This is a genomic window from Rhizobium sp. AAP116 (assembly GCF_001295785.1).
Taxonomy (GTDB): domain Bacteria; phylum Pseudomonadota; class Alphaproteobacteria; order Rhizobiales; family Rhizobiaceae; genus Allorhizobium.
The window spans coordinates 132,726-145,007 of the sequence record NZ_LJIB01000003.1; the positions used below are offsets into that span (position 1 = coordinate 132,726).

14 protein-coding genes are annotated in these 12,282 nt (G+C 61.2%); 8 read left to right on the forward strand and 6 right to left on the reverse strand.

Annotated features, from left to right (window positions below; all coding sequences use genetic code 11):
• Positions 1-10: 10 nt before the first annotated feature.
• From IP85_RS02680 to IP85_RS02695, 4 genes are all read left to right on the forward strand, one after another.
• Positions 11-997: a sialic acid TRAP transporter substrate-binding protein SiaP gene (locus IP85_RS02680; protein WP_054148119.1), complete on the forward strand. Its 987-nt coding sequence runs from the start codon at positions 11-13 to the stop codon at positions 995-997.
• Positions 998-1,078: 81 nt separating this feature from the next.
• Complete coding sequence (locus IP85_RS02685; RefSeq protein WP_054148120.1) at positions 1,079-1,636, forward strand: TRAP transporter small permease; 558 nt, start codon at positions 1,079-1,081, stop codon at positions 1,634-1,636.
• Between the two features lie 9 nt (positions 1,637-1,645).
• On the forward strand, positions 1,646-2,920 hold the full coding sequence (locus IP85_RS02690; RefSeq protein ID WP_082347560.1) for a TRAP transporter large permease: 1,275 nt from the start codon (positions 1,646-1,648) through the stop codon (positions 2,918-2,920).
• A 112-nt stretch (positions 2,921-3,032) separates the two neighbouring features.
• Complete coding sequence (locus tag IP85_RS02695) at positions 3,033-3,467, forward strand: DUF4864 domain-containing protein (RefSeq protein ID WP_245280792.1); 435 nt, start codon at positions 3,033-3,035, stop codon at positions 3,465-3,467.
• 45 nt (positions 3,468-3,512) lie between these two features.
• Here IP85_RS02695 and tgt read toward each other — a convergent pair whose 3' ends face one another.
• From tgt to coaD, 5 genes are all read right to left on the reverse strand, one after another.
• On the reverse strand, positions 3,513-4,643 hold the full coding sequence (gene tgt / locus IP85_RS02700; protein WP_006727702.1) for a tRNA guanosine(34) transglycosylase Tgt: 1,131 nt from the start codon (positions 4,641-4,643) through the stop codon (positions 3,513-3,515).
• 3 nt (positions 4,644-4,646) lie between these two features.
• Positions 4,647-5,741 (reverse strand): tRNA preQ1(34) S-adenosylmethionine ribosyltransferase-isomerase QueA, encoded by a 1,095-nt coding sequence (gene queA, locus IP85_RS02705; protein ID WP_054148123.1) that lies wholly within the window; start codon positions 5,739-5,741, stop codon positions 4,647-4,649.
• Positions 5,742-5,833: 92 nt separating this feature from the next.
• Positions 5,834-6,343, reverse strand: coding sequence for a peptidylprolyl isomerase (locus IP85_RS02710; RefSeq protein WP_054148124.1), 510 nt, complete (start codon positions 6,341-6,343; stop codon positions 5,834-5,836).
• Positions 6,344-6,383: 40 nt separating this feature from the next.
• Complete coding sequence (locus IP85_RS02715) at positions 6,384-6,953, reverse strand: peptidylprolyl isomerase (RefSeq protein ID WP_054148125.1); 570 nt, start codon at positions 6,951-6,953, stop codon at positions 6,384-6,386.
• Positions 6,954-6,980: 27 nt separating this feature from the next.
• Positions 6,981-7,475 (reverse strand): pantetheine-phosphate adenylyltransferase, encoded by a 495-nt coding sequence (coaD, locus tag IP85_RS02720; protein ID WP_054148126.1) that lies wholly within the window; start codon positions 7,473-7,475, stop codon positions 6,981-6,983.
• Positions 7,476-7,685: 210 nt separating this feature from the next.
• On the opposite strand from coaD, the gene IP85_RS22115 reads away from it, so the two are divergent.
• The 3 genes from IP85_RS22115 (at position 7,686) to IP85_RS22615 (ending at position 8,274) form a co-directional block, all read left to right on the forward strand.
• Entirely contained in the window at positions 7,686-7,844 is a 159-nt protein-coding gene (locus IP85_RS22115; RefSeq protein ID WP_153762198.1) for a hypothetical protein, read from the forward strand.
• 83 nt (positions 7,845-7,927) lie between these two features.
• Positions 7,928-8,080 carry a hypothetical protein gene (locus IP85_RS22120; RefSeq protein ID WP_153762199.1) on the forward strand — a complete coding sequence of 51 codons (153 nt, stop codon included), beginning with the start codon at positions 7,928-7,930 and terminating at the stop codon, positions 8,078-8,080.
• Positions 8,081-8,139: 59 nt separating this feature from the next.
• Positions 8,140-8,274 (forward strand): hypothetical protein, encoded by a 135-nt coding sequence (locus IP85_RS22615; protein WP_256367283.1) that lies wholly within the window; start codon positions 8,140-8,142, stop codon positions 8,272-8,274.
• Between the two features lie 171 nt (positions 8,275-8,445).
• On the opposite strand, the gene gyrA is transcribed toward IP85_RS22615, so the two are convergent.
• Positions 8,446-11,247, reverse strand: a complete 2,802-nt coding sequence (gene gyrA / locus IP85_RS02725; RefSeq protein ID WP_054148127.1) for a DNA gyrase subunit A — start codon at positions 11,245-11,247, stop codon at positions 8,446-8,448.
• Positions 11,248-11,442: 195 nt separating this feature from the next.
• Here gyrA and IP85_RS02730 point away from each other — a divergent pair, with 195 nt between their 5' ends.
• Complete coding sequence (locus IP85_RS02730; protein WP_054148128.1) at positions 11,443-12,072, forward strand: MarC family protein; 630 nt, start codon at positions 11,443-11,445, stop codon at positions 12,070-12,072.
• The last annotated feature ends 210 nt before the right edge of the window (positions 12,073-12,282 follow it).

Below are 12,282 nucleotides of genomic sequence, written 5' to 3' on the forward strand. Positions count from 1 at the left end.
AGGACTGATCATGAAACTGACCCGCAGAGGCGCCACCCTGGCGCTCGCCACACTGTCATTGGCAGGCATTTTCGCAGCACCGGCACAGGCGGCCATGGAGTTCAAATGGGCGCATGTGTACGAGACCGGCGAGCCCTATCACACGCAAGCCATGTGGGCGGCCGAGGAAATCAAGAAGCGGACCAATGGCGAGATCTCGATCTCCGTCTTTCCGGCCTCGCAACTCGGCAATGAGAACCAGATCAACGAGGGACTGGGGCTCGGTACCGTCGACATCATCTACACCGGCGTTGCCTTCGCCGGCGCCATCCACAAGCCCATCGCGATTTCGAATGCGCCGTTCATCCTCAGGGACTTCGATCACTGGAAAGCCTACCGCGACAGCGACCTCTTCAAGGATATTGCGGGTGGCTACGACTCTGCGACCGGCCACAAGGTCCATGCGCTGACTTACTACGGCCAGCGGCATCTGACTGCGAACCGGGAGGTGACCAAGCCCGATGACATGAAGGGCATGAAGCTTCGCGTCCCGCCCGCTCCGCTCTTCCTGATGTTCACCAAGTCTGTCGGTGCGAATGCCACCCCGATCGCCTTTGCCGAAGTCTATCTCGCCCTGCAGCAGGGCACGGTCGATGGCCAGGAGAACCCTTTGCCGACGATCATGGCCAAGAAGTTCTACGAGGTACAGAGCCATATCATGCTCAGCGGCCATATCACGGAATCGCTCCTGACCATCGTCGGTGGCCATGTCATGGGGCAGTTGTCCGATGAGCAGAAGGTTGTCATGGATGAGGTCCTGAAAGAGGCCGCCACCCGCGCAACGGATGAGATCCGTGCCGCAGAAGGCCGTCTTGCCGACGAGTTCCGGGGCCTCGGAAAGACGGTTGTCGAGGTGGATCGCCAACCATTCATCGATGCGGCTGTGCCTCTGCACAACGATCCGGAGTCCGGCGCCGGCTGGTCTAAGGAGCAATACGACGCCTTGCAGGCGCTCTGACACTTCGCGCGTTCAAGATCTCTGGCTGTGGCGCCCGGCGCCGCAGCCGCTTCAGTGGCCAGCCAGCGCGGAGCAAGGCGCATGACACACGAGCCGATTGACGAGCCTGTGAACGCAGCCACCATGCTGCATGTGGAAGACGAGGCCGATCCGCCCATCGTATTTCGCGTCGATGATGTCCTGGCTTTCTGCCTGTTCTGGCTTCTCGGCGGCGTCACCTTTCTGCAATTCTTCAGCCGCTACGTCCTGAATGATTCCGTTGCCTGGACGGAAGAAATCGGGCGCTATCTGCTGATCTGGGTGACCTTCTTTGGCGCCGCCATCGTCTTCAGGCGACGAACCAATATCGCCGTCGAGGTGATCGTCGACATGCTTCCCCGTCCGCAGGCAAGGATCATGCGTTGCATCGCGGATGTCATCACGCTCGGCTTCGTGATCCTGCTCGTCTGGTTCGCCTGGAACCTGACTCAGCGCATGATGATCCAGCGGATGACCGTGATCGATGTGTCGATGAGTGTGGTCTATGGCGGCGTATTCGTCGGCTGCCTGCTGATCCTCTGGAGGGCTGTTCAGGCCTTCATCTCCAATGCCAAGCGTCGCTGGGATCCCGTGTCGGATCCCTCGCAGATGTTCGATTGAGGTCTGGCTATGGTCCTTCTTCTTGTCGTCTTCTTCGTCCTGCTCCTGATCAGCGTCCCGGTCTTTGTCGCACTCGGCGGAGCCTCCTTGGCCTATACGCATTTCATTGGCAATCTTCCGGACTTCGTCGTGCTGCACCGGATGGTGGGGGGTGTCGACAGCTTTCCGCTGATTGCCGTGCCCTTCTTCATCCTGGCGGGAAATCTGATGAACTCCGCCGGGATCACCAACCGGATCTTCGACTTTGCCACGGCGGCCGTCGGCTGGCTGAAGGGCGGACTCGGCCATGTCAACGTGATTGCATCGGTGATCTTTGCCGGCATGTCCGGGGCTGCGGTCGCGGATGCGGGCGGGCTCGGGACCATCGAAGTGAAGGCCATGCGCGACCGCGGATACAATGACCATCTCGCCGTCGGTGTGACTGCCGCATCGTCGACAATTGGACCGATCATCCCCCCGTCCCTGCCGATGGTGATTTTCGGGGTGATGGCCAACGTGTCCATCGGACAGCTCTTCGCCGCGGGCTTCATTCCGGGGCTGCTCATGGCCGCTTCGCTGATGCTCTACATCACCTGGTATTCGTGGCGGCACAAGATCGGCGCAGATCAGGCCTTTCGTTTGCGCGTGCTGGCAACGAGCTTCATTAACGCCGTACCCGCGCTGCTCACCCCGGCAATCATCATCGGCGGGATTGCCACAGGGGCCTTCACTCCGACGGAGGCTGCGATTGCGGCCTGTGCCTGGGCGCTCATCCTCGGCTTTGTCGTCTACCGGACCCTGTCGGTGAAGCGCTTCTACCAGATTTCGATCCAGACGATCGAAACGACCGCGTCTGTCCTGGTCATCGTCGCGGCAGCCTCGCTGTTCGGCTGGGTGTTGACGCTAACCCAGGTCACGGCACAGTTCACGGCACTGCTTCTGACGATCACCGATGACCCGATCATGCTGCTTTTGATCATCAATGTGATCATTCTGATCGTGGGCTGCTTCATGGAGACGATCGCAGCCATCTCCATCCTTGTTCCGATCCTGATGCCGGCCGTCCTGCATGTCGGGATCGACCCGGTTCAGTTCGGTGTGGTGATGGTCCTCAACCTGATGATTGGCCTGATCACGCCGCCAATCGGCATGGTTCTGTTCGTGTTGGCCAGGGTCTCCAACCTGTCGATCGAGAAAACGGTGAAAGCGACCGCACCGTTTCTGATCCCTCTCTTCGCCGTCTTGATGCTGATCACGGTGTTTTCCGATCTGACACTCTGGCTGCCGACACTTTGGTACCGCTGAGCGGCGGATGTGAGCATGCCCCGCTCACATCCGCTTGAACGGACTTCCCATTGTCACGAATCGGCCTATCCTTTTATTTCGGACTTCCTGAAACAAGGGGATGATGATGCGCATGCGGATTGGAGTTGCCCTATTTCTCATGGCCGGCCTGCTCGCTGCCCCGGTCATTGCCCAGCAGGATGCTAAGACCGAGGCCGCGGGTCTCGCCAAGGACGTGATCGAGCAGCAGATCGCGGCCTTCCTCAATGACGATGCAACGACCGCCTATTCCTTCGCCTCGCCGGAGATCAAGTCGGTGTTCCCCAATGCCGAGCGCTTCTTCGATATGGTGAAGAAGAGCTACGGCCCCGTCTACAGACCGGGCAACTACGCCTTCGGCCGTAACCAGGTCTCACCCGACGGTACGGTCGCCTATCAGGAAGTGTTGATCTCGGCGCCTGACGGAAAGGACTGGGCCGTCTATTACGAGCTGAAGCGGCAGCGCGATGGGCAGTTCGCCATCAACGGTGTCCGCATCAAACGCGAAACCAACAGTCAGGGCATCTGATCTGAAAGATGGGTGGGCGGCATGACCGCCCTGCCCTGACCTTGATCAGACCGGGTCGATATCGCCGCGTGCCCACATCTCGATCGTTTCGGCCTTGAAATCCTCGAAGCGGTCTTCCGCGATCGCCTGGCGGATGCCTTGCATCAGTTCCTGATAGTAGCTGAGGTTGTTCCACGAGAGCAGCATGCCGCCGAGCGCTTCGTTGGAGCGCACGAGGTGATGCAGATAGGCGCGCGAGTAGTCGCGGGTCGCAGGGCAGGACGACTGCTCGTCCAGCGGGCGCATGTCTTCGGCATGTCGGGCATTGCGGATGTTGACCTTGCCGCGACGAGTGAAGGCGAGGCCATGGCGACCAGAGCGGGTCGGCATCACGCAGTCGAACATGTCGATGCCTTCGGCGACGGATTTCAGCATATCGTCGGGCGTTCCGACCCCCATCAGGTAACGCGGCTTCTCTGTCGGCAGCACCGGAAGCGTGATGCGCAGCATGTCGAGCATGACGGCCTGGGGTTCGCCGACGGCAAGACCGCCGATGGAGTAACCCTTCAGATCGAGCTGCTTCAGGCCTTCTGCCGAGCGGATGCGAAGCGCCGGCTGGTCGCCGCCCTGAACGATGCCGAACATGGCCTTGCCCGGCTGGTTGCCGAAGGCGACGCGGCAACGTTCGGCCCAGCGGAGCGACAATTCCATCGCGCGTTCGATCTCGCGCGGCTCGTTGGGCAGTGCCACGCATTCGTCGAGCTGCATCTGGATGTCACTGTCGAGCAGGCCCTGGATCTCGATCGAGCGTTCGGGCGACATATGGTGCAAGCTACCGTCGACATGGCTCTTGAAGGTCACGCCCTGCTCATCGAGCTTGCGCAGGCCTGACAGCGACATGACCTGGAAGCCGCCTGAGTCGGTCAGGATCGGGCCGGGCCAGCGGATCAGCTCATGCAGGCCACCAAGGCGGGCGACGCGTTCGGGGCCTGGGCGCAGCATCAGGTGATAGGTATTGCCGAGAATGATATCGGCACCGCCTTCCTTGACCTGGTCGAGATACATGGCCTTGACCGTACCGACGGTGCCGACGGGCATGAAGGCCGGCGTGCGGATCGTGCCACGTGGCATGGTGATCTCGCCGAGACGGGCCTTGCCGCTGGTGGCCTTCAGATTAAACGTGAAATTCTCGGACATCGGTCAGTCGTCTTTCCGGAAGAGCAGGCTGGAATCGCCGTAGGAATAGAAGCGGTAGCCGGTCTCGATGGCGTGGGCATAAGCGTCCCGCATCGTGTCGAGGCCGGCAAAGGCGGAGACCAGCATGAAGAGCGTGGATTTGGGCAGATGGAAATTGGTCATCAGCATGTCCACCGCCTTGAAGCGGTAGCCGGGTTTGATGAAGATGCCGGTCGCACCCGACCAGGCGGGGATGGTGCCATCGTCAAGCGCAGCACTTTCAAGCAGCCGCAGCGAGGTGGTGCCGACGGCGATGATGCGGTTGCCACGGGCACGCACGGCATTGAGCGCGGCGGCCGTCGACGGCGAGATATAGCCGATCTCCTCGTGCATCTTGTGCTCGGCGGTATCATCAGCCTTGACGGGCAGGAAAGTGCCGGCGCCGACATGCAGCGTGACGAAATGGCGCTCTACGCCAGCGGCATCGAGTTTGGCGAAGAGGTCGGGTGTAAAATGCAGGCCGGCGGTCGGGGCCGCAACCGCACCCTCCTCGCGGGCATAAATGGTCTGGTAGTCGGCACGATCCTTTTCGTCCTCCGGCCGCTTGGCGGCGATATAGGGCGGAAGCGGAATGTGGCCGACGGTGGCGATCGCCTGATCGAGGTCGGGGCCCGAGAGGTCGAAGGCGAGGTCGATCTCACCGGCTTCGCCCTTCTCGGCGACGGTCGCGACGAGGGAACCCGTGAGGCAGGCGGCGCCCTCGCCCTGCCCTAGACCAAAATCGATGCGATCACCCTGCTTGATGCGTTTGCCGGGCTTGGCAAAAGCCTTCCATCTGGAGGCACCAACCCGCATATGCAGCGTGCAGGAGACGGCGATCTCTTCCGCGCCGTCACGATGGCGGATGCCTTCGAGTTGGGCCGGGATAACCTTTGTGTCGTTGAACACAAGCGCATCGCCAGGTCTCAGGAACGACGGCAGGTCGTAAACATGGTGGTCTTCGAGCACCTGCGTGGCATTCGGCCGTACCACCAGGAAGCGGGCATGGTCGCGCGGGCTTGCGGGCCTGAGCGCAATATTGTCGTCCGGAAGATCGAAGTCGAAGAGGTCTACACGCATCGCTGTCTGTCAGAATGTGGGTGGAAGATCTAAACGCGAAAACCCGCCCGGGTGCCAGGCACCGAGGCGGGCTTCGTGTGGCTTTAAGCCGATCAGGCGTCGGCGGCAACCTTCATCGAGACTATCGAATCGGGATCGCTGACAGGCTCGCCCTTCTTGATCTGGTCGATGATGTCCATGCCTTCGATGACCTGGCCCCAGACGGAGTACTGCTTGTTCAGCCACGGTGCGTCGGTGAAGCAGACGAAGAACTGGGAGTTGGCCGAGTTCGGGCTCTGCGAGCGCGCCATGGAGCAGGTGCCGCGCACATGCGGGGTGGCCGAGAATTCAGCCTTCAGGTCCGGCTTGTCGGAGCCGCCCATGCCGGCACGGCCGGGGTTGAAGTCGGATCCGCCCTTCTTGCCGAACTTCACGTCGCCGGTCTGGGCCATGAAGTCGGGGATGACGCGGTGGAAGACAACGCCGTTATAGGCGCCTTCGCGCGACAGTTCCTTGATGCGGGCGACATGGCCGGGGGCCAGATCCGGGAAGAGCGCGATGACGACCTTGCCCTTGGTGGTTTCCATCAGGATGGTGTTTTCCGGATCCTTGATCTCGGCCATGGTGTTTCTCCTTGGATTGGGGCGTAGCGCCCTTTTGATATCAGTTGCGACCGACGGTGACCTTGACCATGCGGTCTGGGTCGGTGACTTCGCCGTTGCCGCCTTCGCCGCGCTTGATCTTGTCGACATATTCCATGCCGGACACGACCTTGCCGACGACCGTGTACTGGCCGTTCAGGAAGCCGCCTTCGGCGAACATGATGAAGAACTGCGAATTGGCAGAGTTCGGGTCCTGGCTGCGCGCCATGCCGACGGTGCCGCGCTCGAAGGGCACACTCGAGAATTCAGCCTCGATGTCGGGCAGGCTGGAGCCGCCGGTACCGGCACGACCCGGCTCGAAGCCGTTTTCCATGTCGCCGAACTGCACGTCGCCGGTCTGGGCCATGAAGCCTTCGATCACGCGGTGGAAGGCGACATTTTCATATTCGCCCTTGGCGGCGAGATCCTTGATCTGCGCAACGTGCTTCGGTGCCACGTCCGGCATCAGCTGGATCACGACCGGACCGTCCTTCAGCTGGATGGTCAGGAAGTCTTCGTTGGACTGGGCCTGGGCGGAGCCGAAACCGGCTACAGCCAGAAGGAATGCGGTTGCGAGTTGGACGAGCTTCATGATCACTCCCGTTCTGAAAATTGCGGCTCAGCGGCCGTATCTGGAATTGAGGGCAGCCAGCACCGGGGCCGGCACGAAGGAGCCGACATCGCCACCCATGGCGGCGATCTGGCGAACCAATGTGGCGGTTATGGGCCGCGAGGCGGTTGCCGCCGGCAGGAAGACGGTCTGCAGATCCGGCGCCAGGGTGGCATTCATGCCGGCAAGCTGCATCTCGTAGTCAAAATCGGTTCCGTCGCGCAGACCGCGCACCATGATCCGGGCGCCATGCCTGCGGGCGGCATCGACGGCGAGGTCGGCGAAGGACACGACCTCAAGGTCCCCTGCCCTGTCCGGCAGAACTGCAACAAGCGACGCACGGATCAGATCGGCACGCTCTTCGTAGGTAAACAGCGGCGTCTTTCCCGGATGCGTTCCGATTGCGACCACCAGGCGATCGCTGATGTTCAGCGCCTGAACGATTACGTCCAGGTGGCCGTTGGTCATCGGATCGAAAGAGCCAGGATAAAATGCACTCGCCATGAGAACCTGTCGGTTGGTTTCGCTCGCCTTTTGTCACGGAAGGCGGCTGATCGCAAGCACTCTGAGCGCGCGTCTTTGTCACGCATTTCCGAAATGCTGCTCCGGCTCAGACCGCTGAACCGCAGATGAACGCGCCATTCAAGCGTGCTTCAGGCCGAGAGAACTAAGTTCGAATCGTCAACCAAACCGAGACAGTTCAAGGACGTTCCAATGCTCGCTCTTCTGATCGCTTCCGCCATCGCCGCGTCTCTGCTCATCGAGCTTGGGCTGATGGTCGCGCGGGACTGGATGGAGCTGTCGCCACTGGACTGCGAAGATGAACGGGAGATGAACGACACGTTCAAGAGGACTTCAGGCGCATCGCGCTAAACGTCTTCCTACACTGTGCGGGAACTATTTCCGCACGCAAGCATTTTACGGCAGCGAATGCCGGCATTCAAAGGACTAAAGCAATGCATGACAAAGTTACCCTGATCAACCTCGTATGGATGATGATGATGACTGCCATGGTTGCCACCTCTGCAACCTTTTACATCAAGGATAGCAGTGACGCTGCATTCTACGGCCCCCCGATGACGGCCCGTTACCATAGCTTCGGCCACTAATCGGATACGAGTTTTCGCCGCTAGAAACGCAACGACACGCTGAGAAAGAAAGGAATGACATGTTTATCACCCTGTCTGTTCTGGCTGCTCTGATCAGCGGCATGTTCGTCGCCTCGGTCGCCTCGGCGCTCACGGCCTTGAAGCGCGAAAACGACGATTTCCGGGCCATGATGGAGCGCCGCAAGGCCTTCTGAGACCGATCCCAAGCGGTCACAGTCGGTGGATCCACACACCGGCCCAAAAACAAGACCGCGTCAAACTTGATGCAGACCTCCAGCAAAAAGCCCGCTCGGATCACAATCCGGCGGGCTTTTTGTTTGTCGATTGATGAATGGAGAAACCGGCCCTTGAGGGCCGGCCAGATGTCATTCCGTAGGGGCCTCGCCGCCTGCGTCTTCGACCGGAGCAGCAGTGCCCTCGCCATCGACGCCTTCCGAAGCCTCAATCACTTCGTCATCCGCTTCCGGTTCAGTGATGCGCTCGACCGAAACAACCTTCTCATCCTTCGCGGTCGAGAAGATCGTCACGCCCTTGGTCGCACGGCTGGCGATGCGGATACCGTTGACCGGTACGCGGATCAGCTGGCCGCCATCCGAGACGAGCATCAACTGGTCTGTTTCCTCGACCGGGAAGGCCGCAACCAGCTCGCCGATTTCCGCCGTCTTAGACGTGTCGGTAGCACGGATGCCCTTGCCGCCGCGTCCGGAGGTACGGAAATCGTAGGACGAAGAGCGCTTGCCATAGCCCTTCTCGGAGACCGTGAGCACGAACTGCTCGCGGGCCTTGAGCTCCTGATAGCGCTCTTCCGACAACTCGCCTTCGGCGCCGACTTCTTCGCCGACCAGGGCGATATCGTCTTCGTCGACGCCCATGGCCCGGCGCTCGGCTGCCGAACGCTTGAGATAGGCCGCACGCTGCCACGGTTCGGCATCGACATGCGCAAGAATGGTCATCGAAATGAGCCGGTCGCCATCGGCCAAGGTCAGACCACGGACACCAATCGAGTTGCGGCCGGCAAAGACGCGCACTTCGTCGACAGGGAAGCGGATCGCCTGGCCAAGGGCCGTCGTCAGCAGCACGTCATCATGTTCGGTGCAGGTCTCGACGCCGAGGATCTGGTCGCCCTCTTCCTCGAGCTTCATAGCGATCTTGCCGTTGCGATTGACCTGGATGAAGTCGGACAGCTTGTTGCGGCGAACCGTGCCACGGGTCGTCGAGAACATGACGTCGAGATTGCCCCAGCTTGCCTCGTCCTCAGGCAGCGGCATGATCGAGGTGATACGCTCGCCGGGCTCCAGCGGGAACATGTTGATCATCGCCTTGCCGCGCGAGGTTGGCGTACCGATCGGCAGACGCCAGACCTTTTCCTTGTAGACGATGCCGCGCGAGGAGAAGAACAGAACCGGCGTGTGAGTGTTGGCGACGAACAGGCGGGTCGCGAAATCCTCGTCCTTCATCGCCATGCCGGAGCGACCCTTGCCGCCACGGCGCTGGGCTCTGTAGGTCGTCAGCGGTACGCGCTTGATGTAGCCGGCATGCGAAACGGTGACCACCATCTCTTCCCGGGCGATCAGATCCTCGTCGTCCATATCGGGACCGCCATCGACGATCTGGGTGCGGCGCGGCGTGCCGAATTCGTCGCGGATAGCGGTGAATTCATCCTTGATGATCTGCTGGATGCGAACGCGCGACGAGAGGATGTCGAGATAGTCGGAAATCTCCGCGCCGATCTTGTTCAGCTCTTCATCGATTTCGTCGCGTCCGAGTGCCGTCAGGCGAGCGAGACGCAGTTCGAGAATGGCGCGTGCCTGCTCTTCCGACAGGTTGTAGGTGAGGTCCTCGTTGATCCGGTGGCGCGGATCGTCGATCAGGCGGATCAACGATTCGACATCATGGGCCGGCCAGCGGCGCGTCATCAGCTGTTCGCGGGCGGTTGCCGGATCCGGCGCCTTGCGGATGAGCGCAATGACTTCGTCGATATTGGCGACGGCGATCGCGAGACCGACCAAGACATGGGCCCGGTCACGTGCCTTGCGCAGCAGATACTTGGTGCGGCGGCTGACGACTTCCTCGCGGAAGTTGACGAAGGCGCGCAGCATGTCGAGCAGGGTCAGCTGTTCCGGCTTGCCGCCGTTCAGCGCCACCATGTTGCAGCCGAAGGAGGTCTGCAGCGGCGTGTAACGGTAGAGCTGGTTCAGGATGACATCGGCATTGGCGTCGCGCTTCAGCTCGATGACGACGCGGTAGCCATCGCGGTCGGATTCGTCGCGCAGGTCGGAGATGCCCTCGATGCGCTTTTCGCGCACGAGTTCGGCCATCTTCTCGATCATCGTCGACTTGTTCACCTGGTAGGGGATCTCGGTGATGATGATCTGCTCGCGGTCGCCGCGCATGGGCTCGACGCGGGCGACGCCGCGCTGGACCACGGAACCGCGACCCGTCTCATAGGCAGACCGGATACCCGAGCGGCCGAGGATCATGGAGCCGGTCGGGAAGTCGGGACCCGGAATGATCTGCATCAGTTCCGGCAGCTCGATCGCCGGATTGTCGATCAGCGCCGTGCAGCCGTCGAGAACCTCCACCAGGTTGTGCGGCGGGATATTGGTGGCCATGCCGACCGCGATACCGCCCGCACCATTGACCAGCAGGTTCGGGAACTTGGCAGGAACGACGACCGGCTCCGACATGGTGCCGTCATAGTTGTCGCGGAAGTCGACCGTTTCCTTGTCGAGGTCGTCGAGCAGCGCATGCGAGACCTTCTGCAGGCGGCATTCCGTGTAACGCTGTGCTGCCGGCGGGTCGCCGTCAACGGAGCCGAAATTGCCCTGGCCGTCGATGAGCGGCATGCGCAGCGACCATGGCTGCGCCATACGGGCGAGCGCGTCATAGATCGCGGAGTCGCCATGCGGGTGATACTTACCCATGACGTCACCGGTGACGCGGGCGCTCTTGACGTATTTCTTGTTCCAGTCGAGGCCGAGCTCGTTCATGCCGTAAAGGATACGGCGGTGCACGGGCTTGAGCCCGTCACGCACATCGGGAAGTGCGCGGCTCACGATCACGCTCATCGCGTAATCGAGATAGGACCGCTGCATTTCCTCCATGATGGAAATAGGCTCGATGCCTTGCGGGAACTTGCCGCCGCCGGGAGTGCTTTGCTCAGTCAAATCAGGTCACGATCTCTGTTCGGAATCACTGGGAAATCTATAGCGGAACACGCGCGCGCGCGCCAATTTCGAGGCCGGTTATAAACAGGCTTTTACGGCCTGGGAAAGGCATTTTCGTCAATATCTTGGGGGCCAGCCTTGCAAGGCCACCAAGGCTTCGGCTTTATGCGTGCCTGGACAGGAGAAAGATACACCATGGCGATGACAGAAACGATGATCAGCGCGCTGACGACCCTGCTGGTCACCGTCGATCCGCCGGGGCTGGCCCCGCTCTTCCTCGGCCTCACCCAAGGCATGACGCGCGAGCAGCGCCAGCAGGTTGCCATTCGCGGCTCCGTGATGGGTTTCGCCATCCTGACCGTCTTTGCGCTGTTCGGCGCCACCATTCTCGGCGCGCTCGGCATTTCCATGGGCGCCTTCCGCATCGCCGGCGGCTTGATGCTGTTTGCCATTGCCTTCGAGATGATCTTCGAGAAGCGCAACGAGCGGAAGGAAAAGACGACAGGCGATGCGATCACCAAGGATCACATCCACAACCTCGCCGTCTTCCCGCTCGCCATCCCGCTGATCGCCGGCCCCGGCGCCATATCGGCCACCGTACTGATCTCGGGTACGATGGACGGATGGATCGGAAAGCTGCAGCTGATTGCCGTCATCGCCGTGGTCCTCGGCCTCGTCTTGGTATCGCTCTACCTCGCAGAAAGGCTGAACAAGTTCCTCGGAGTGACTGGCCGCGCGCTGCTCACGCGTCTGCTGGGCGTGCTGCTGGCCGCGCTTTCGGTCCAGTTTGTCGTCGATGGCGTGAAGTCCGCCTTCGCTGGCTGACAGGCCCGGAAGGCAATTCGCCAATTGCCGAATTTCCTTCGGGCGGGCGACTTGCAGACCAGCATTGACCGCAAATGATTATGGGGGCCGAGGCCCCCATTTTTCATCTGATCCGGCCTGTTCTCAGAACGGGATGTCGTCGTCGAGATCGCGGGAGAAGCCGCCGGAAGGGGCGCTGCCGCCTCGGCTTGCGCCACCGGAGGCGCCGCC

Coding starts and splice junctions, on each gene's coding strand:
- IP85_RS02680 (WP_054148119.1), top strand. CDS start 11: ATGAAACTGACCCGCAGAGGCGCCACCCTGGCGCTCGCCACACTGTCA.
- IP85_RS02685 (WP_054148120.1), top strand. CDS start 1,079: ATGACACACGAGCCGATTGACGAGCCTGTGAACGCAGCCACCATGCTG.
- IP85_RS02690 (WP_082347560.1), top strand. CDS start 1,646: ATGGTCCTTCTTCTTGTCGTCTTCTTCGTCCTGCTCCTGATCAGCGTC.
- IP85_RS02695 (WP_245280792.1), top strand. CDS start 3,033: ATGCGGATTGGAGTTGCCCTATTTCTCATGGCCGGCCTGCTCGCTGCC.
- tgt (WP_006727702.1), bottom strand. CDS start 4,643: ATGTCCGAGAATTTCACGTTTAATCTGAAGGCCACCAGCGGCAAGGCC.
- queA (WP_054148123.1), bottom strand. CDS start 5,741: ATGCGTGTAGACCTCTTCGACTTCGATCTTCCGGACGACAATATTGCG.
- IP85_RS02710 (WP_054148124.1), bottom strand. CDS start 6,343: ATGGCCGAGATCAAGGATCCGGAAAACACCATCCTGATGGAAACCACC.
- IP85_RS02715 (WP_054148125.1), bottom strand. CDS start 6,953: ATGAAGCTCGTCCAACTCGCAACCGCATTCCTTCTGGCTGTAGCCGGT.
- coaD (WP_054148126.1), bottom strand. CDS start 7,475: ATGGCGAGTGCATTTTATCCTGGCTCTTTCGATCCGATGACCAACGGC.
- IP85_RS22115 (WP_153762198.1), top strand. CDS start 7,686: ATGCTCGCTCTTCTGATCGCTTCCGCCATCGCCGCGTCTCTGCTCATC.
- IP85_RS22120 (WP_153762199.1), top strand. CDS start 7,928: ATGCATGACAAAGTTACCCTGATCAACCTCGTATGGATGATGATGATG.
- IP85_RS22615 (WP_256367283.1), top strand. CDS start 8,140: ATGTTTATCACCCTGTCTGTTCTGGCTGCTCTGATCAGCGGCATGTTC.
- IP85_RS02730 (WP_054148128.1), top strand. CDS start 11,443: ATGGCGATGACAGAAACGATGATCAGCGCGCTGACGACCCTGCTGGTC.